Origin of the sequence: Psychrobacter sp. G (assembly GCF_000418305.1) — a bacterium.
GTDB lineage: Bacteria > Pseudomonadota > Gammaproteobacteria > Pseudomonadales > Moraxellaceae > Psychrobacter > Psychrobacter cryohalolentis.
This window is the reverse complement of record NC_021661.1, coordinates 1,907,406-1,926,444: the sequence shown is the minus strand read 5'-3', so window position 1 is coordinate 1,926,444 and position 19,039 is coordinate 1,907,406. Positions and strand designations below refer to the sequence as shown.

Sequence of the window (19,039 nt, the reverse complement as noted above, 5' to 3'; positions counted from 1 at the left end):
AGATTTATTTTAAACGTAGCCAAGCCTATAAATTGAGCGCTCAATTCCGTATAATCGTCGCTATCAAAACACCATTCATATTATAAGTTTTATTTTATATCTGCTAAGGAATAACAATGTCTATCAAGTCTGACCGCTGGATTCGTAAAATGGCTCAAGAACATGGCATGATTGAGCCGTTTGAAGCCGGTCAAGTACGTTTTAATGATGCCGGTGAGCGTTTGGTCAGTTACGGTACCTCAAGCTATGGTTATGATGTACGCTGCGCGCCTGAATTTAAGGTTTTCACCAACGTACATTCAGTAATTGTGGACCCTAAAAACTTTGACGAAAAAAGCTTTATTGATGTCATCGGTGACGAGTGTATTATTCCGCCTAATTCTTTTGCATTGGCTCGTACGATGGAATATTTCCGTATTCCACGCGATGTATTGACTATTTGCCTTGGTAAATCAACCTATGCCCGCTGCGGTATCATTGTCAATGTCACGCCACTTGAGCCTGAGTGGGAAGGGCATGTGACTTTAGAGTTTAGTAATACTACCAATCTTCCTGCGCGTATTTATGCCGGCGAAGGCGTTGCGCAGATGCTGTTTTTCCAAAGTGATGCTGATGATGTCTGTGAGACGAGTTATAAAGATCGCGGCGGTAAATACCAAGGACAGCGCGGTGTGACTTTGCCGAGAACCTAATCGTTTAAGGTTATCATCACTTTTGGGCTGACAATAAAAAAAGCTGAACATATTTAATATGCTCAGCTTTTTTATGCGATATATTTTGTTATTTTAATACTTTTAAACCGGCTTTATTATCACGTTTGGGCTTAGGAGCTGCTACGTTTGTTTTAGAGCTACTACTCGCAACGGCATCGTCTTCAGGCACATAATTGTCATATTCATTGGGATCGAAAAACATCCCTTGAGAGTTCTCTTTGGCGTAGATACCTAGCACTGCTGTGAGCGGTACCCAGATCTCTTGTGATACCCCGCCAAATCGCGCACTAAAATGAATGTAGTCATTCTCCATACTCATATTGCCAGTGGCACGGCTGGCAATATTGAGCACGATACGACCATCTTGCACATGCTCTTTTGGAATTTGAACATTATCGGCGGTTGCATCGACCATCAGATACGGCGTAAGCGCATTGTCTTCTATCCATTGGTACAAGGCACGTACCATATAAGGACGTGTTGGAGTAATAGATGTGGTTTCTTCGCTCATCTTTGGCTTCCTATATTGACGGTATTAAGTAAGGGTTAAAAGGTATCAGCGGCAAAAGATTATTTGCAGAAATTCATTTGCGCTTCATTATTTGTTATTTTAAGGCAGCATTTGACTGTTGTCTAATTAACGCACGCTTTTTTGAAAGCTATCTCGCTCAAAGACCCGTTTTTGATAGTCAAACAGAGGACGACTGATAGCGCGTGGTAGCTCAATGTCCATCTCTTCCAATCGCCACAATAAAGGGGCTAGAAGCACATCACACCAGCCAAACTCATCTGCCATAAAGTAAGACTTGTGCGCAAATAATGGTGATATAGTGATGAGCGAATCGCTCAGCTGTTTTCTAGCCATAACCGCTTGGGCTTTATTGAAGCTGTCTGGATGCATAAGCAATCGCTTACCGAGTGAGAGCCAATCGCGCTGAATACGCCATGCTAACTGGCGAAATTGTGCCCGCTCTTGTGGCGTCTCAGGCAAGAGCTTATTGGCATGATAACGCTCTTCAAGGTACTCAAAGATGACGTTAATCTCATAAAGCGCAATCTCACGCTGCTGTAGGACAGGTAAAGTATGATAAGGGTTCAGCTCAGTCAAATCCTCAGGACGCTCAGAATGCAAACGTGATAAATAATAAGCGAGCTTCTTTTCTTCAAGCAATAGGCGCACCACATGACTGTCGTAGCCGTCATCAGCGTATAAAATTAGCTGACTACTTGGAATGTCATTCGCATCAATCATGAAAGCCTAATGTTAATAGTAAAGCCTGCCATCGTAAACAATGTTGCTGTGTTTATCAAGGTAGCGTACGTAAACACTGTCGCTTAAAAATTTGGCGCTTAGCTTGCTTTTGTGGCTGATTTATAAATGTTTAAAGCATAAAAAAGCACTACCGAAGTAATGCTTTTTTTATACCAATATCTTGCTCGATTATCAATATCGCTTATTTGATATCTTTCCAGAATTCTTTATTAAGCAAGTAAACTGGAATCAGTAACACAAGTAAGAATAAAATCACAAAGAAACCAATCACTTTACGGTCATGACGAACAGGTTCTGCCATCCATGCCATAAAGTTAACCAAGTCACCTACTTCAGATTCGAACTCTTCCTGACTCAGCTCTTCTTGCATGTTATGCAAAACGTGAGGCATTGCCGCATTTGCAAGGACTAAGTTATTAGCACCCCAAGGACGGCTTGGATCTTCGTAAAAAGACAATAGGTAAGTGTAAACCCAATCATCGCCGCGCAGTCTTGTCTCAAGTGACAAATCTGGAGGAGCCGCGCCAAACCATGAGGCTTGTACTTCAGGGTCAATCTCAGCATCGATATGATCACCGATCTGATCGGTCGTCACCATCAAATACTTTTCGACCAACTCAGGTGGAATCTCTAAATCTTTAGCGATGCGTGAGTGACGAACGTACTTGGCTGAGTGACACCCAGCACAGTAGTTCATAAACGTCTTAGCACCGTTTTGTAGTGAGCCCTTATTGGTAAAATCAATAGGCGCTGTACTACAAGCCAAATGCTCTACAATACCCTCAGCATTGGTAAACGTACCGCAGCCACTACCTGCTGCTAGAGCGCTACCAGCAGTCAAAGTTAATGCCGCGCCTAAGCCCAAACCTGCTAGGGATTTAATTAGCGTGCTCATTAGTGACCTCCGGTAACGCGTTCTGGTGGCTGTTTACACTTCTCAATGGCAGTGTAAAACGGCATCAATAAGAAGAACAAGAAATACAATATGGTAAAGATACGAGCCATTATAGTTGCTGTTGGGGTGGTAGGCGTCGCACCTAAATAACCCAATACTAAGAAACTAATAGCAAACACGGTTAAAGCGATTTTAGATAAAATGCCTTTATAACGTATCGAGCGTACTGGCGATCTATCAAGCCAAGGTATTAAGAACAATACGGCAATAGCAGCACCCATCGCAATCACACCACCAAGCTTATCAGGAACGGCACGTAAGATGGCATAGAAAGGCGTGTAGTACCATACCGGTGCAATATGCGCTGGTGTTTTTAGTGAGTTGGCAGTCTCAAAGTTTGGTGGCTCAAGGAAGAAGCCGCCGCCTTCTGGGAAGAAGAACACCACAGCAAAGAATAAGATAAAGAAGACAACAATACCAACCATGTCATGCACAGTGTAGTACGGATGGAATTCGATACCATCTAATGGCACGCCGTTTTTGTCTTTTAGCTTCTTAATGTCAATACCATCAGGGTTATTAGAACCCACATGATGCAGAGCCACTAAATGCATAAAGACTAAGCCCACAAGCACGAGCGGAATCGCAACCACATGCAAGGCAAAGAAGCGGTTTAGGGTGATACCTGAGATGATATAATCACCACGAACCCACTCAGCAAGACCGTCACCAATGACAGGTAAGGCTGCAGGTAAGTTCAAGATAACCTGAGCACCCCAGAATGACATGTTGCCCCAAGGGAGTAGGTAACCGAAGAAACCTTCTGCCATCAATGCTAAGTAAATACCCATACCGATAAGCCAAATCAGCTCACGCGGTTTTTGGTATGAACCATATAGCAAGGCTCTGAACATATGCAGATATACCACTACGAAGAACGCTGACGCGCCGGTCGAGTGCATATAACGGATGAGCCAGCCACCTTTGACATCACGCATGATATATTCAACAGACGCAAATGCCCCTTCGGCACTTGGGTTATACATCATCGTCAGCCAAATACCAGTTACTAACTGATTGACCAGTACCACCATTGATAACACGCCAAAGAAGTACCAAAAGTTAAAGTTTTTTGGTGCATAGTACTTTGACATATGATATTCATAGGTTTCAGTCGCAGGAAAACGCGCGTCCACCCAATGCATTAACTTTTTACCCATGCTCATATTAAGCCTCCCCAATCGTCAAGATGGTACCATCCATGTTGTACTCTGGGATAGGTAAGTTAAGCGGTGCAGGTACGCCACTATAAACGCGACCCGCTAAATCGTATTTAGAGCCATGACATGGGCAGAAAAACCCGCCATACCAGTCATTACCACCTAAATCGGCTGCGCCAACATCAGGACGGTAGTTTGGTGCACAGCCTAAATGTGTACAGACGCCTTCTACTACCAATACTTCTGGCGAGATAGAGCGCTCAGGATTTTTACAGTACTCAGGTTGCAAAGAGGCACTAGAATCAGGGTCAGACAATAATGGCTTTACTGACTCAAGCAGGGTCAGCATCTCTTCAGTGCGCTTAACCACAAAGATGGGTTTGCCACGATATTTGACGACAATCATTTGTCCTGCTTCGATAGAACCAATATCTTGGGTCACTGCTGCACCAGCAGCTTCAGCTTTAGCACTTGGGGTCCAAGAGCGGACAAAAGGTGTTGCCACAGCAGCTACCCCAGCTGCACCAATTACGGCAGTCGAGGCAATCAGAACTCTACGGCGTTGTACGTTAACGCCTTCGGCATGGCTCATTAATACTTCCTCCAGGTGAATGAAATGGGATTATCCCACACTGGGTTTGTGACTTAGAATAGAAACAATTATCAAGCCACGTTAGCTGTGCCTAATTTTGCTAATTGTTGCTATTCTAAGCTATTTTGGTCATAAAATAAATTATTGTGTTAAAAATAAAGCAACCTTAATAGGGCACGTTTTAGCGTTAAACAAAGTGATCAAGACATAACACCTTAATTATCAATGTTTAATAGCAGCTTTATATCAACAAAAATGTTATGGATAATGACCTTATAAATGATAAGGGTATTCGGCAATAGCGAATGATACTTGAAATTACGACAATGTTCACTAACTTTCAGCACATCACTACTTTGTAAGTCGCTGTGACGCTATTATCACCACTTTATATTATAAAGTGATGATAATTACGTGCATAATGACTTAGATTAGCTCTCAAGCGTATTCCAGCGTTCAAGTTTAATCATCATCTCATCTTCAATAGCAAGCAGTCGCTCACTAGCAGCTGTTGCCGCATCAAAATCTTGATTAAACCAAGTACCGTCGGCTAGCTTTTCTTCTAGTTGCATTTGTTCCGCTTCTAAAGCAGCAATCTCTTTTGGTAACGCATCAAGCTCACGCTGGTCATTAAAGTTAAGCTTTTTAGCAGCAGTATTAGGTTTCGCTACTGCCGCTGATTTATTAACAGATTTGCTGTTGGCAGTAGTATTACTATTAGAAGATTTAGCTGCTTTAGAAGCTTCTTCGCGATTCTTTTGTACCAAATACTCTTGATAGCCGCCGACATACTCGCTGACCGTCCCTTTACCATCTTCATCAGTATCAAATACCCAAGTAGAAGTGACGACATTGTCCATAAATGAGCGATCATGGCTAATGAGCAAAATCGTACCACCAAAGCTGGCGACTGATTCTTCTAGTAGCTCAAGTGTCGCCATATCCAAGTCGTTGGTTGGCTCATCGAGTACGAGGATATTTGCAGGTTTTAATAATTGCTTAGCTAGTAGCACGCGGTTACGCTCACCACCTGATAATGCTTTGACAGGCGTACGGGCACGCTCTGGCGCAAATAAGAAATCTTGTAGATAGCTCATAATGTGCGTTTTACGACCGCCGACTTCGACGAAGTCAGAGCCTTCTGAGACGTTTTGCGCCACACTGGCTTCCAAATCTAACTGATCACGCAGCTGGTCAAAGAAAGCAATTTTTAAGTTAGTACCTAATTCAACGCTGCCTGTTTTGATCACATCATCGTCTGACATATCGAGTAGGGCTTTAATAAGCGTGGTTTTACCTGCGCCATTCGGACCGACGATACCGATTTTGTCACCGCGCATGATGGTAGTGCTAAAGTTATCGACCAATACATGGTCATCATATTGTAGGTGTAGATTTTTGACTTTGCAGACCAGCTTGCCGCTTTTCTCGCCTTGACCCATGGTAATATTGACATTACCGACTTGCTCACGGCGGTCACTACGCTCTTCACGCAATGCTTTTAGCTCACGCACACGACCTTCGTTACGGGTACGGCGTGCTTTGATACCTTGGCGAATCCAAACTTCTTCTTGTGCCAATTTTTTATCAAAATTGGCATTATTCTTCTCTTCAGCTAGTAACTGTAGCTCTTTTAGCTCTTGGTAGCGTGCATAGCCACCTTCACCTTGAGTGACGTCATAGCTGGTCAATTGACCGCGATCAAGCTCAATGATACGAGTCGATAATTTATTCACGAACGCTCTATCATGGGTGACGAATAACAATGTCAAACCTTGCCAATCTAATAAAAAGCGCTCAAGCCACTCAATGCTATCAACGTCTAAATGGTTAGTCGGTTCATCGAGAAGCAGTACATCAGGTTTAGTCACTAACGAGCGTGCTAATAAAACACGGCGCTTACGACCACCAGATAGTGACGATAAGTCATCGTCTGGATCGAGACCCATTGTCGTGATAAGACGTGTTGCTTCGCGCTCTAAATCCCAACCATGTACCGCATCGATATCATGCTGCAAGTCTGCCATACGCTCGCAGGCATCCATGTCACCATTGGCACATAAATCAGTTTGCGCATTATAGTTAATCAGCAGCTCGGCAGTGCGTTTGCTGCCACCCATAACGATATCTAAAATTCTACCGCTGGTTTCAGGTACATCCTGCTCGAGCATAGCGACGCGTACACTATTGTTAATAATAACTTCGCCGCTATCAGGCAACAATGTGCCATTAATCAGTTTAAATAAGGTGGATTTGCCTTCGCCATTGCGACCAATTAAGCACACGCGCTCGCCTGAATCGATAGCAAAGTCAATACCATCAAGGACAGGAGCGACGCCAAAGGCTAAGTGAATATCTTTTAAATGTATCAGTGCCATAGAGTATCTTAAGCTTATATAATAGTGAGGTAGGGGTTGTTGCAAAATTTGCAGCAGTATAACATGCTGCCACGTAACTGTAGCGTGCGTAAATAGATTTATCAGCACGATTTTATGACGATTAATTTATGAAGCAATGTAGAACATCTTATCAAGGCTTTAGCCATCGTTAGCCATAGCATCTAGTATTGAGAAAAATATGAATGAAGCAAATCCAAAAAATAACAGTGTATCCAAGCCGCAAATCGACAGCTTAGCCACACAAGCTGATTTACAATTGCAGTTAGTCGAACTGCAGATGAATATGTCTCATCTTGAGTTGACCGTAGAACGCCTTGACGACGTCATTACTCGTCAAGACAAACATATCCAAACGCTACAACGACAATTACAATTTATTTATAAACAAGTTGAAAGCCAAGATGAAGAAGGAGGCGTGGCACCTTTTGACGTTATGGCAGACAGACCACCCCATTATTAACCATAATATGCCATACATAAACAGCGACTAACTGAATTATTTTGAATGAATTTATATATGTATTTTCGGATAAATATACTGTGCAGTGACTATCCAGTCATATTAGAGAAATAATGTTGTTTTAGTGTACTAAAAACATTAGTATCCTTCACCTTAAGTACCGTCTACCTAACAAAGTTCGGGATAGCGGTAAACAACGTGGATGTTTGGAGATACACAATGGGCGCAAATTTTAATCTTAAAACCCTCACGGTAGCTATTGCTACTCTTTCTATTGCTAGTGTTGCGAGTGCGGCAGGTCTTGATCGTTCAGGTCAAGATATCACAGCGTTTTTACAAAATGGTGTATATGCTGAAGCGGTTTATACCTATATTGATGGCGATGTCACTGGCAAAGATTCGTCAGGTAAAGAGATTGATGATATTGCTGAGTCTTATGACTTTTTTCGTTATGGTGTAAAAGCGGATATCAACGACACTTTTAGTGTTGGTGTTTTATATGACGAGCCTTTTGGTGCAGCAGCTGACTATAGTGGTAAGAATGACTTTGTAGATCAAAATCCTCTTTCACCTAGAAATGGTGAAGGTACCAATGTTGAAGTTCGTACTGAAAGCATCACTGGCATTGTTGGCGCAAAACTTGGCGAAAATAAGAACTTCCAGGTATATGGTGGTCCAGTAGCTCAACGTGTGAAAGCCAATGTGAAATTGCGTGGAACTGCTTATAGTATCGCTAATGGTTATAGCACCAATATCAGTGCTGATCAGGACTATGGCTGGTTAGCTGGTGTCGCTTACAGTAAGCCTGAAATTGCCTTACAAGCTGCTCTAACGTATCGTTCAGAAATTGAGCATAATACACAGGCTGCAGAAATCTATCCTTTCGCTCAGAGAGTTGGTCTTTCGCCAAATAGAATCGATAATATTGAGATCACTACCCCTGAATCAGTGAATTTTGATTTCCAAACGGGTATTAATCCTACGATGCTAGCTACAGCAAAAGTACGCTGGGTACCATGGAGTGATTTTGCGATTACACCATCATTATACAATGAGACTAGCCAAAAATTAGCAGGTCAGCCTGGTATTCCTCCTGAAGGTTTAGATTTGGTTAGCTATGATAAAGACCAGTGGCAGGTTGAATTAGGTCTTGCTAAACGTCTAACGCCAGTATTAGCAGTGACCGGTACGGTTGGCTGGGACAGTGGTGCTGGCAATCCAGTTACGTCACTAGGTCCTATTGAAGGTTACTATAGCGCTGGTCTTGGTGCAAAGTATAATTTGACCGACAACTGGGCTATTTCTGCTGGTGGTAAATACCTGTGGTTTGGTGATGCCCAAGGTCAGATACCTAGTAAAACTGTTGTCAGTAACTTTGAAGATAATGATGGCTTTGCTCTTGGTGTAAAATTATCTTATCAAGCCAAGCAAAACTTTAACTAAGCGCTTATGCCTTTACTTTAAATAATACTGTTTTAACAATTTTAAAAGCGATCCTTAAGGGGTCGTTTTTTTATGTATTAAATTAAAAATCTAGAATTACTAACTATTAGATTTAAGTTTGCTAAAATTACAATTTATGAGTTACTTTATGAATATTTGTTTTGTATTTTTGTTCGTTTGCTTTAGGTCTAGATAAATGTACTGAACAGTCATTATTAAGAAATAAAGTGTTTTAAGTGTTGTTTTAGTGTCAAAAAGTGATTACTATTCATTCAGGACGTCGTTTACATAAGTTTATATTTTAAGCAACAATGCCGAATATGAGTTATGAAGATGATTTAACAACTAGGATGTTTGGAGATACCCAATGCGCGCTACTTTTCATTTAAAAACTCTTGCTGTAGCGATAGCTACTCTTTCTATAGCCAGTATGTCTAACGCTGCAGGTCTTGATCGTTCAGGTCAAGATATTACAGCGTTCCTACAAGATGGCACCTATGCTGAGGCCGTCTATACCTACATCGACGCAGACGTTAGTGGCTTTGATAGTGCTAACAATGTCCCTACAAGCAATACCTATGTTAAAGGTAATGCCACTGGTGATATTGCTGAGTCTTATGACTTCTTTCGTTATGGCGTAAAGGCAGACATTAATGATACTTTTAGTGTCGGTATCTTATATGACGAGCCATTTGGTGCTGCTGCCAAATATGAAGGTGATAATAACTTTGTATCAAAAGGTGGCAATGGAGATGAGTCTGCTCGAGAAGTAACTGGTAATCCGTTAGTTAATCAAGCAGCTCTTAACGCAGCTGCTAGAGCTGCAGCAATTAACGCAGCAGCTAACCCGAATGATCCTAATGCTCAAGCTCAAGCTCAAACTCTTGGCGGCGCGGCGCGTATTGTAGCACAACAAGATGCAGATGCAGGTGAAGGCACAGACGTTGAAGTTCGTAGTGAGAATATTACTGCCATTCTTGGAATGAAGTTGGGTGCCACTAAAAGCTTTCAAGTGTATGGTGGTCCAGTAGCACAGCGTGTACGAGCTGATATTAAGTTGCGAGGCCTTGCCTATGGTCCTGCTACTGGTTACAACGCTCATGTAAATCCTGATCAAGATTATGGTTACCTTGCTGGCGTTGCCTTTAGCAAACCTGAGATAGCGTTAAAGGCGGCATTGACTTATCGTTCTGAGATTAAGCATAACACGCAGATTTCAGAGGATTATCCAGTGGTAGGGATAAATGGAGCAGTCAATGAGATGGAGATAACAACACCTAAGTCAGTAAACTTTGATTTCCAAACGGGTATTAATCCTACTACGTTAGCGACGGCAAAAGTACGCTGGGTACCATGGAGCGATTTTGCCATTACTCCTCCAGTATACAATCAAGTCAGTAAACAACGTTTCCCTGAGGGTTTGAATCTGGTTGAGTATGATGACGATCAATGGCAGGTAGAGCTTGGTCTTGCTAAACGCATTGCCCCAGCTTTAGCCATTAGTGGTACAGTTGGTTGGGATAGTGGCGCTGGTGATCCAACGACTTCATTAGGTCCAATTGATGGTTATTACAGTGTTGGTCTAGGTGCTAAGTATAACCTTACAGAGAACTGGGCAGTATCAGCAGGTGGTAAATACTTATGGTTTGGTGATGCTCAAGGTCAACTACCTACAGATAAGATCGTTGGTGACTTCCAAGACAACGATGGTTATGTGGCTGGTGTAAAAATATCTTATCAAGCTAAATAAAACACTATTATAGACAAATAGGTTAGACATGAGAAAGCGATCCATTAAGGGTCGCTTTCTTATATATATGAATCGAGGAAAAACCTAATAGCTATAGAAATAGATAGAAACGGTACGTTAATATTGAGATTTGAATGCTATTTATATAAAGATTTACTACTTGCTATTATTAGGTAGTATAGAGATTTGCAAGAAGTAGCCTAGTGATACTGCATCTATTTAAAAATAAATAGGTAGTAACTTTCAGAGTAATAGACGTAGAGGGTTACTAACTACCTTTTTATCACGCAAATTGATGATATAGAGGCAGTTAGCATTGAAATAACCCAGTGATATTTAATCAAACAATAAAAAACCTCGTTACTATAACAGTAGCGAGGTTTTCTAATTTAACAGCAGTAATTAAAAAGTGCTTATTGATCTAAGTTCATTTCCATTTCTTTAAACTTCGCTGAGACTGAGGCTTTTGGACCCCCTGTCATAATACTTACAGCAAAGATGGCAATAGTACTTAAGATAAAGCCTGGAACGATAGCGTATAACCAGCTATTTAGTGCCATACCATTCATCTGGAAAGGACCATAGATCCATAAGATGACAGTTAATGCACCAACGACCATACCAGCAACCGCACCGTTTCGGTTCATACCGCGCCAGATAAGACTGAAAATAACCAACGGTCCAAATGCCGCACCAAATCCTGCCCAAGCGTTAGAGACCAAACTTAATACAGAGCTTTCAGGATTAGAAGCCAGCAAAATAGCAACGACGGCGACCACGATAACTGAAAGACGACCGACCATTACTTGGCGGGCTTCTGGTGCATCTCTATCAAAAAACAGCTTATACACATCTTTGGTTAGTGAGCTTGATACGACCAATAGCTGTGATGAGATTGTACTCATGATCGCGGCTAAAATAGCGGCTAACAAGAAGCCTGAAACTAATGGCGTGAATAAGAACTGGGTGAATACTAAGAAGATAGTTTCAGGATCATCTAAAGTCATTGCTGTTTTTTGTACATAGGCACGACCTGCAAAACCAGTCATCAATGCACCAATTAGACTTACAATCATCCAGCTCATACCAATGTTACGTGCCGTTGGTATATCTTTGACTGAGCGAATAGCCATAAAGCGTACAATAATATGCGGCTGCCCAAAGTACCCCAAACCCCAAGCCATTAACGAAACAATACCAAGGATCGTCATACCGCTGGTGACATTAAGTAAGCTTGGATCAATGTTCCTGACCGCCTCAGTTGTGGCTGAAATTCCGCCAAGATCAGTAAAGGCTACAACAGGTACGATAACCATCGCAAATAGCATGATAATGCCCTGTACAAAGTCAGTCATTGACACTGCTAAAAAGCCGCCAAATAGAGTATAGGCGACAACCACACCAGCAGTCACCCACAAACCTGTGGTATAAGATAAGTTGAGTGAGCTTTCAAACAGTTTACCACCACCAACTAAGCTAGCTGCTGTATAAACAGTAAAGAATAAAATAATTACAACTGCTGAGATAACACGCAGCATATGCGACTTATCTTCGAATCGATTTGCAAAGTAGTCAGGTAATGTGATGGCATTATCTGCAATCTCAGTGTAAACACGTAAGCGCGGTGCCACGATGATATAGTTTAAAAATGCACCCAATGTCAAACCGAGGGCAATCCAGATACTCACGACGCCATCGGCATACATATAACCCGGTAAACCAAGTAATAGCCAACCGGACATGTCTGATGCGCCAGCGGATAAAGCGGTTACCGCAGGACCGAGACTACGACCACCAAGCATATAGCCTTCGGTATCATTGGCTTGCTTAAAATAAGCATAAACCCCAATCCCGATCATCACTAAGAAATAGGCGCCAAGTGATATCAGCACGCCACTAGAAACTCCGTTCATATAAATAGTCCTTAACCAACGTTGTTGGCTGTCATTATTTTTAACGAGAAAAATTAAGTCTTGCAAGACGATGTTTAGAAACAATATCTAAAGACAAAAAAAGCCATTAAGTAGGACATAATGGCTTTTATTCAATATCTTCTGTTAGTTTTATATGATTGATGCTGTTTTAGGACCAATACTTATCAAACAATGTTGTATAGAAAAGGGCAAATACACTTCTGTGTTAAATGCCATCATCTCTACCACTTGCCAAATATTAATCGCTTATATAACCAATCATTTAAAACCATTAAACCTACTGTTTACTATCATATATTACTAGAGATGTTCAATATATGATTATCAGTGCCAGTTGGGTAAAATTATGTTATAAAAAACGTCAGAGGCATTATAACGTACGAGCGTCATAAATGCTAACTCAGTATCTTTCAGCAAGTAATATTTTAGAAAGTTATTTTATCTTAGCTATCCAACCACACTAGACTAGGAGTTTTTATTGAATAAGGTGCTATTCAATAGGTGCTAGCAAATCTAATAGTGCAGTTACACTGTTTGATTGAGTCAGTTTTGGGTTGATTACCACGCCTAAATGACGCTGTAATTCGATATTATCTGCCATATCAATACGCTCTAAGTCTTGGCTAATCATCGTTTGCGGCAATACTGACCAACCAAGTCCTACAGACACCAGCATCCGAATAGATTCAAGTGGGTTGGTGCTCATGGTGGCATAAGGCTTTAGATTGTGTTTGGCAAATTCAGCCAAGGTAATTTGACTGGTAAAGGTATTGGCAGATGGCAAGATAGCAGGGTAACGTGCCAATTGCTCTAGTGTCACATTAGATTTACTGGCCAAAGGTGATAAGGTGCCAGTCATAAAGTAAAGTGGATCTGACCATAGAGTATGATAGGTTAAACGCTTGTCATAGACGGGTGGCAGGGTCAAAAAGGCTAGAGATAAGTCACCATCAAGTACCGCTTTATGTGCGGTTTCTGAATCGACGAAATGTACCTCTAGCTGTACGGCAGGATAGGCTTGGATAAAATGCTTAAGAACAGGGGCGAGATGGTGTAAGCCTATATGATGGCTAGTACCAATGACAAGTTTGCCGGATACAATATGCTTAGAGTGCTGCAGATTGATTTTAAAGTTTTCGTAGTCTTCAAGCCATCGTTTGGCATGAGGTAGCATCTCACTAGCTGCTTGAGTTGGGACAATACCGCGACCCACCGTATCAAATAAAGTGATATTAAACTCATCTTCTAAGTTTTTGATGCGTTTACTGACCGCAGGCTGAGTAATGAAAAGCTTTTCTGCTGCACCCGAAATACTACCTGTATTCATCACAGTCACGAATGTCGTCAAATTTGTGGTATTCACACCGATGTCCTTAGCTACATAACGAGCTATAAATAAAAGTTGGCTGACCCAATCATAATGTATTAGAAATAAAAGTTTGCAACTATGAAAGAATCATCAATTATTATTATAGGATTAGCCTGCTATAATCACAAGACATCGAAACGTATTTTAGACATATTTATTGTATTTACTTGATAATCTGCGCCATAAATCTTATTTTAGGCATCTATTATCGCAACCATTAGTAATTAACAGATAAAACCATAGCAAACTATGGTCCTAGTACTAGGGTTTTAGTAAATGAGAATAAAGTCATTAGCCACTAAAAAGGATAGCAATATGGCCGGTCAAACGTTATATGACAAACTTTGGAATGCTCACGAAGTCACCAAGCGTGATGATGGTTCGAGCCTGATTTATATCGACCGCCATTTGCTACATGAAGTAACAAGTCCGCAAGCATTTGAGGGTTTGGAATTGGCTAATAGAGCACCGTGGCGTCTGTCGGCTAATATTGCAAGCCCTGACCATAATGTACCGACAGTCACTAAAGAGCGCTCAGAAGGTGTAGCAGGTATCAAGGATAAGGTCTCGCGCTTACAAGTACTGACCTTAGATGAAAACTGCAGCAAATTTGATATCGCTGAGTTTACGATTAATGATGCTCGTCAAGGGATCTTGCATGTCGTCGGTCCTGAGCAAGGCTTGGTATTGCCTGGTATGACAGTTGTTTGCGGCGACTCGCATACTGCCACGCACGGAGCACTTGGCTGCTTAGCACATGGTATCGGTACCTCTGAGGTTGAGCACGTATTGGCAACCCAGTGTTTGATTCAAAAGAAATCAAAGAATATGCAAATCCGCGTCACGGGTGAGCTTGGCGCTGGCGTAACCTCAAAAGATGTGGTGCTTGCTATCATTGCAAAAATCGGTACTGCTGGCGGAACAGGGCATGCGATTGAATTTGCTGGTCAAGTATTTGAAGACATGAGCATGGAAGGTCGTATGACCGTCTGTAATATGGCGATTGAAGCGGGCGCACGCGTGGGTATGGTTGCAGTCGATGATACGACGATTGACTATGTTAAAGGTCGTCCATATGCGCCGAACGAGTCACAATGGCAGCAAGCAGAAGCTTACTGGCGTACTTTTTACTCAGATGATGACGCTGTGTTTGATAGCGTGATTGAGATTGATGGTAGCCAAATTGCACCGCAAGTATCTTGGGGTACCTCGCCTGAGATGGTGGTTGATATCACACAGTCAGTGCCAACGCCTGATCAAGCGATTGATGAAGCACAAGAAGAAGGATGGTTGCGTGCTTATACCTATATGGGTTTGGAGGCGGGTCAAAAAATTACCGATATTCAGCTGGACCGTATCTTTATTGGCTCTTGTACCAACTCACGTATCGAAGATTTGCGTGATGCCGCCGCCGTGATCAAAGGTCGTAAAGTGGCTGATACTATCAAAGAAGCCATCGTCGTTGCGGGCTCTGGTCAAGTGAAGTTGCAGGCAGAAGCAGAAGGCTTAGATGCGTTGTTTACGGATGCAGGCTTTGAATGGCGTGAGCCTGGCTGCTCGATGTGCCTTGCGATGAATGCTGATAAGCTTGAGCCACAAGAGCATTGTGCTTCGACATCCAATCGCAACTTTGAAGGTCGTCAAGGCAATGGTGGTCGTACGCATTTGGTCAGCCCAGCAATGGCAGCGGCAGCAGCATTGGCAGGTCACTTTGTGGATGTGCGAACTTTTTAGTTATTACGCGTCATTTAATAATAAGCACAATATCGATAGGAAATACTATGCAAGCTTATAACACCCAAAAAGGTATCGTTTGCCCACTTGATCGCGCAAACGTTGATACCGACCAGATTATCGCCAAACAGTTTTTGAAGTCTATTAAGCGTACCGGTTTCGGCGTCAATTTATTTGATGACTGGCGTTATCTGGATGAAGGCTATCCGGGTCAAGACAACAGCACACGTATTATCAATCCTGACTTTATTCTGAATAAGCCACGCTATCAGGGTGCTAGCATCTTACTAGCTCGTCGAAATTTTGGCTGCGGCTCTAGCCGTGAACATGCGCCTTGGGCACTTTCAGAGTATGGCTTTCGTACAGTCATCGCCCCAAGCTTTGCTGATATCTTTTATAACAACTGTTTTAAAAATGGCATGCTACCGATTGTATTGGACGAAGAAATCGTTGACACCTTAATGAAAGCAACATTTGCTAACGAAGGTTATGAGCTGACTGCAGATCTTGAGCGTCAGGTGGTCATTACCCCAACTGGCGAAGAGTATGCGTTTGAAGTCGATGACTTTCGTAAGCACTGCCTATTAAATGGTCTTGATGATATCGGACTGACGTTGCAGCAAAGCGATGCTATTAAAGAATACGAGCATAAAATGATGCAAAAAACGCCTTGGATATTTAATGAAGTCAGAGCCTAGTGTTTAATCATGAAATAAAACCGCTAATGGCAAACGATTAATAACGAATATGAATCGCCATAAAAACGAGCTTAACGCTAATACAGCGTTGAGTTATGGCGACTAAGTGGCTAAAATGAACGGTAATCTATTCTTATATTATATATTTCCATCTGATAAATAGTAGCCACCATTATGAATAAAATACGTTTTGCGGTATGGACAAGTACGGCTATTGCCATAACCTTATTATCTGGTTGTCAGGCATTGACAGGCTATCAACAGATAGATAAAGCAGAAAGCGCAAAGGTATGGACGGGTACTATTAAGCCCATTGCTGGCGAGGTAAATATTGCCTGTGTCGGCACCTACCACTGTGAGATTGTAAAGATAGATCGCACGATGGTGATATCGCCTGAAAATCATAAACCTGTGAATGCCACCATGGTGGTTGCGATGAATGCTGTGAGCCAAAACAATAAAACTCGCACAAGAAGTAAGCATTCTCAAGCTGCTATGACGATGGATATGACGCCGCTTATTCATAATAATGCCATTAAGATTGTGCCATTATCAGCGTCTGCTATGCCAAATCTTATTAACTATTATGCTCGGGTCCAACCCGCTAAACGTGAAGTGCACGTTAATTTTTATCCAGAAAATAATCTAGGCTATGTCGAGCGTTTTGCTATGATTCATGACTTTGCTGGCCCAGGCACTTATCAGCTGCGTGCTTATCAAAAAAAGTCTGGCCAGAGCTCCGGTAGCTTGTTAGATACAGCATCGCCAGAGCCTTTATGTGTTGAGCTTTATCAAGGCAATACCGTCCAGCGCCGCTTCTGCAAGCAGATTGGCACTGAGCATCAAGGAGAGTTTGTAGAAGCCAGTATCGTTAAGGCGGCATCAGTGCCATCGAAAGTAAAGGTAAAAGCCAAAGTATAATTATTAAAAGCCTGTCGTTATTAGCTACAAACAAAAGTAAGTATAAAATAAGTCATAGAAATATAAATTTACTCAACCTCAAGGACCAGTATGGCAACGATTTTAACATTAGCGGGCGATGGTATTGGCCCTGAAATCATGACTCAGGCCATTGATGTGCTGAACGCTGTCAATGATAAGTTTGCGTTAGGTTTGAACCTTGAGTCTGGATTGATTGGCGGTGTAGCAGTTGATGCAACAGGTGAACCTTTGCCAGAAGAGACGCTACAACGTGCACGCGCAGCAGATGCAGTGTTATTAGGTGCAGTTGGTGGTCCTAAGTGGGATGGTATCGAACGTAGCAAACGTCCTGAGCGCGGTTTGCTAAAAATCCGTAGTGAGCTTGGTTTGTTTGCCAATCTGCGTGTAGCCAAACTTTATCCGCAGCTTGTGAATGCTTCAAGCATTAAACCTGAGATTATCTCGGGTCTAGACTTGCTGATCGTGCGTGAACTGACTGGTGGTATTTATTTTGGTGAGCCTCGCGGTATTCGTACACTAGAAAATGGTGAGCAGCAAGGCTATAACACTATGGTGTATAGCACCAGCGAAATCAATCGTATCGGCAAAGTTGCTTTTGAATTGGCGCAAACACGCGCGCAAGCAGCAGGAACCGCTGCCAAAGTCTGCTCTATCGACAAAGCCAATGTATTGGAAGTTACTGAGCTTTGGAAACAGACGATGATTGAATTACAGCAGTCAGAATATAGCGATGTGGCGTTATCTCATATGTATGCTGACAATGCTTGTATGCAGCTGATTAAAGACCCTAAACAGTTCGATGTTATGGTCACTGGCAATTTATTCGGCGATATCTTATCTGATGAAGCGGCGATGCTGACAGGCTCTATTGGTATGCTACCATCAGCCAGCCTTGATGAAGCGGGCAAAGGCATGTATGAGCCTTGTCATGGTTCAGCGCCTGATATCGCAGGACAAGATATAGCCAATCCACTAGCGACCATTTTATCGGTCGCTATGATGTTACGTTATACTTTTAAACAAGAAGCAGCAGCACAAGCGATTGAGCAAGCGGTCAGTGAGGTGCTTGATGATGGTTTACGTACGGTTGATATCTTGGATCGTAATGAAGCTGGACTTATACAAGTCGGTTGTCAGCAAATGGGGCAAGCCGTATTGGCAAAATTGATTTAATAGAGATTACTTTATCCTAATCTGAATTTTTGAAAATTTATAATGAAAACCCATAATTTACTAAGCAAGTTGTGGGTTTTTTACTGTTCGCTTTTAGAGAAGATAAGCATTCGCTAATGTTAACGTCTTTAAACAGAAAGCTGCATAAAAGCATTTGTTTTAACACAGATACTGCAGTCTAATGCGCTTATTAACACAATGCTGTTATATGCTCACATGGGAATATGTCACCATAGCTTATCTATAACTGGTTTAGATAAATCAATGTCTACTGGCTCAATCCACATTGTAAAATCAGTCCTATACTAGTCACAGGCTTTTTGACATGGACATATGGTATGTTGAACTAATTATATAATCCTAATTGGGCATTAATGGTAATAATTTTATAATTACTTATAAGTTGTTTGTAATAAAAAATATAACTTAACAAATTGGAGTAAT

16 protein-coding genes are annotated in these 19,039 nt (G+C 41.9%); 8 read left to right on the top strand and 8 right to left on the bottom strand.

The features are described 5' to 3' along the window. Positions 1-116: 116 nt before the first annotated feature. Positions 117-692, top strand: coding sequence for a dCTP deaminase (gene dcd, locus PSYCG_RS07965; protein WP_020443725.1), 576 nt, complete (start codon positions 117-119; stop codon positions 690-692). Between the two features lie 88 nt (positions 693-780). Here the strand turns inward: dcd and PSYCG_RS07960 are convergent, their stop codons facing one another. The 6 genes from PSYCG_RS07960 to PSYCG_RS07935 all read right to left on the bottom strand — a co-directional run bounded on the left by PSYCG_RS07960 (position 781) and on the right by PSYCG_RS07935 (position 7,071). Beyond that, on the bottom strand, positions 781-1,224 hold the full coding sequence (locus tag PSYCG_RS07960; protein ID WP_020443724.1) for a ClpXP protease specificity-enhancing factor: 444 nt from the start codon (positions 1,222-1,224) through the stop codon (positions 781-783). A 126-nt stretch (positions 1,225-1,350) separates the two neighbouring features. Continuing rightward, complete coding sequence (locus tag PSYCG_RS07955) at positions 1,351-1,965, bottom strand: glutathione S-transferase N-terminal domain-containing protein (protein ID WP_020443723.1); 615 nt, start codon at positions 1,963-1,965, stop codon at positions 1,351-1,353. 202 nt (positions 1,966-2,167) lie between these two features. Next, on the bottom strand, positions 2,168-2,881 hold the full coding sequence (locus PSYCG_RS07950; RefSeq protein ID WP_011513911.1) for a cytochrome c1: 714 nt from the start codon (positions 2,879-2,881) through the stop codon (positions 2,168-2,170). Then, a complete protein-coding gene (locus tag PSYCG_RS07945) occupies positions 2,881-4,101 on the bottom strand; it encodes a cytochrome bc complex cytochrome b subunit (protein ID WP_406626821.1) in 1,221 nt (406 codons plus the stop codon). Before PSYCG_RS07945 ends, PSYCG_RS07950 begins: the two co-directional genes overlap by 1 nt. Before the next feature lie 7 nt (positions 4,102-4,108). Next, on the bottom strand, positions 4,109-4,693 hold the full coding sequence (gene petA, locus PSYCG_RS07940; protein WP_011513909.1) for a ubiquinol-cytochrome c reductase iron-sulfur subunit: 585 nt from the start codon (positions 4,691-4,693) through the stop codon (positions 4,109-4,111). A gap of 431 nt (positions 4,694-5,124) precedes the next feature. Then, positions 5,125-7,071 (bottom strand): ATP-binding cassette domain-containing protein, encoded by a 1,947-nt coding sequence (locus tag PSYCG_RS07935; RefSeq protein WP_020443721.1) that lies wholly within the window; start codon positions 7,069-7,071, stop codon positions 5,125-5,127. A 199-nt stretch (positions 7,072-7,270) separates the two neighbouring features. On the opposite strand from PSYCG_RS07935, the gene PSYCG_RS07930 reads away from it, so the two are divergent. The 3 genes from PSYCG_RS07930 (at position 7,271) to PSYCG_RS07920 (ending at position 10,745) form a co-directional block, all read left to right on the top strand. After that, positions 7,271-7,552, top strand: a complete 282-nt coding sequence (locus PSYCG_RS07930) for a SlyX family protein (protein ID WP_020443720.1) — start codon at positions 7,271-7,273, stop codon at positions 7,550-7,552. A gap of 219 nt (positions 7,553-7,771) precedes the next feature. Then, positions 7,772-8,995 (top strand): OmpP1/FadL family transporter, encoded by a 1,224-nt coding sequence (locus PSYCG_RS07925; protein ID WP_011513906.1) that lies wholly within the window; start codon positions 7,772-7,774, stop codon positions 8,993-8,995. Between the two features lie 367 nt (positions 8,996-9,362). Beyond that, complete coding sequence (locus PSYCG_RS07920) at positions 9,363-10,745, top strand: outer membrane protein transport protein (protein WP_020443719.1); 1,383 nt, start codon at positions 9,363-9,365, stop codon at positions 10,743-10,745. 413 nt (positions 10,746-11,158) lie between these two features. On the opposite strand, the gene putP is transcribed toward PSYCG_RS07920, so the two are convergent. Next, positions 11,159-12,658, bottom strand: a complete 1,500-nt coding sequence (gene putP / locus PSYCG_RS07915; protein ID WP_011513904.1) for a sodium/proline symporter PutP — start codon at positions 12,656-12,658, stop codon at positions 11,159-11,161. A gap of 511 nt (positions 12,659-13,169) precedes the next feature. After that, a complete protein-coding gene (locus PSYCG_RS07910; protein ID WP_020443718.1) occupies positions 13,170-14,042 on the bottom strand; it encodes a LysR family transcriptional regulator in 873 nt (290 codons plus the stop codon). Positions 14,043-14,363: 321 nt separating this feature from the next. Here PSYCG_RS07910 and leuC point away from each other — a divergent pair, with 321 nt between their 5' ends. The 4 genes from leuC (at position 14,364) to leuB (ending at position 18,595) form a co-directional block, all read left to right on the top strand. Then, complete coding sequence (leuC, locus tag PSYCG_RS07905) at positions 14,364-15,782, top strand: 3-isopropylmalate dehydratase large subunit (RefSeq protein WP_020443717.1); 1,419 nt, start codon at positions 14,364-14,366, stop codon at positions 15,780-15,782. Positions 15,783-15,829: 47 nt separating this feature from the next. Beyond that, on the top strand, positions 15,830-16,480 hold the full coding sequence (leuD, locus tag PSYCG_RS07900; RefSeq protein ID WP_020443716.1) for a 3-isopropylmalate dehydratase small subunit: 651 nt from the start codon (positions 15,830-15,832) through the stop codon (positions 16,478-16,480). 174 nt (positions 16,481-16,654) lie between these two features. After that, positions 16,655-17,401, top strand: coding sequence for a hypothetical protein (locus PSYCG_RS07895; RefSeq protein WP_020443715.1), 747 nt, complete (start codon positions 16,655-16,657; stop codon positions 17,399-17,401). A gap of 90 nt (positions 17,402-17,491) precedes the next feature. Beyond that, positions 17,492-18,595, top strand: a complete 1,104-nt coding sequence (gene leuB / locus PSYCG_RS07890) for a 3-isopropylmalate dehydrogenase (protein WP_020443714.1) — start codon at positions 17,492-17,494, stop codon at positions 18,593-18,595. Positions 18,596-19,039 lie beyond the last annotated feature (444 nt).

Excerpts from the sequence above, each read along its gene's own strand:
- PSYCG_RS07955 (WP_020443723.1), bottom strand. The coding sequence starts at position 1,965 with ATGATTGATGCGAATGACATTCCAAGTAGTCAGCTAATTTTATACGCT.
- PSYCG_RS07935 (WP_020443721.1), bottom strand. The coding sequence starts at position 7,071 with ATGGCACTGATACATTTAAAAGATATTCACTTAGCCTTTGGCGTCGCT.
- PSYCG_RS07895 (WP_020443715.1), top strand. The coding sequence starts at position 16,655 with ATGAATAAAATACGTTTTGCGGTATGGACAAGTACGGCTATTGCCATA.
- PSYCG_RS07930 (WP_020443720.1), top strand. The coding sequence starts at position 7,271 with ATGAATGAAGCAAATCCAAAAAATAACAGTGTATCCAAGCCGCAAATC.
- leuB (WP_020443714.1), top strand. The coding sequence starts at position 17,492 with ATGGCAACGATTTTAACATTAGCGGGCGATGGTATTGGCCCTGAAATC.
- PSYCG_RS07925 (WP_011513906.1), top strand. The coding sequence starts at position 7,772 with ATGGGCGCAAATTTTAATCTTAAAACCCTCACGGTAGCTATTGCTACT.
- leuC (WP_020443717.1), top strand. The coding sequence starts at position 14,364 with ATGGCCGGTCAAACGTTATATGACAAACTTTGGAATGCTCACGAAGTC.
- PSYCG_RS07945 (WP_406626821.1), bottom strand. The coding sequence starts at position 4,101 with ATGGGTAAAAAGTTAATGCATTGGGTGGACGCGCGTTTTCCTGCGACT.
- dcd (WP_020443725.1), top strand. The coding sequence starts at position 117 with ATGTCTATCAAGTCTGACCGCTGGATTCGTAAAATGGCTCAAGAACAT.
- putP (WP_011513904.1), bottom strand. The coding sequence starts at position 12,658 with ATGAACGGAGTTTCTAGTGGCGTGCTGATATCACTTGGCGCCTATTTC.
- leuD (WP_020443716.1), top strand. The coding sequence starts at position 15,830 with ATGCAAGCTTATAACACCCAAAAAGGTATCGTTTGCCCACTTGATCGC.
- PSYCG_RS07950 (WP_011513911.1), bottom strand. The coding sequence starts at position 2,881 with ATGAGCACGCTAATTAAATCCCTAGCAGGTTTGGGCTTAGGCGCGGCA.
- PSYCG_RS07920 (WP_020443719.1), top strand. The coding sequence starts at position 9,363 with ATGCGCGCTACTTTTCATTTAAAAACTCTTGCTGTAGCGATAGCTACT.
- PSYCG_RS07960 (WP_020443724.1), bottom strand. The coding sequence starts at position 1,224 with ATGAGCGAAGAAACCACATCTATTACTCCAACACGTCCTTATATGGTA.
- petA (WP_011513909.1), bottom strand. The coding sequence starts at position 4,693 with ATGAGCCATGCCGAAGGCGTTAACGTACAACGCCGTAGAGTTCTGATT.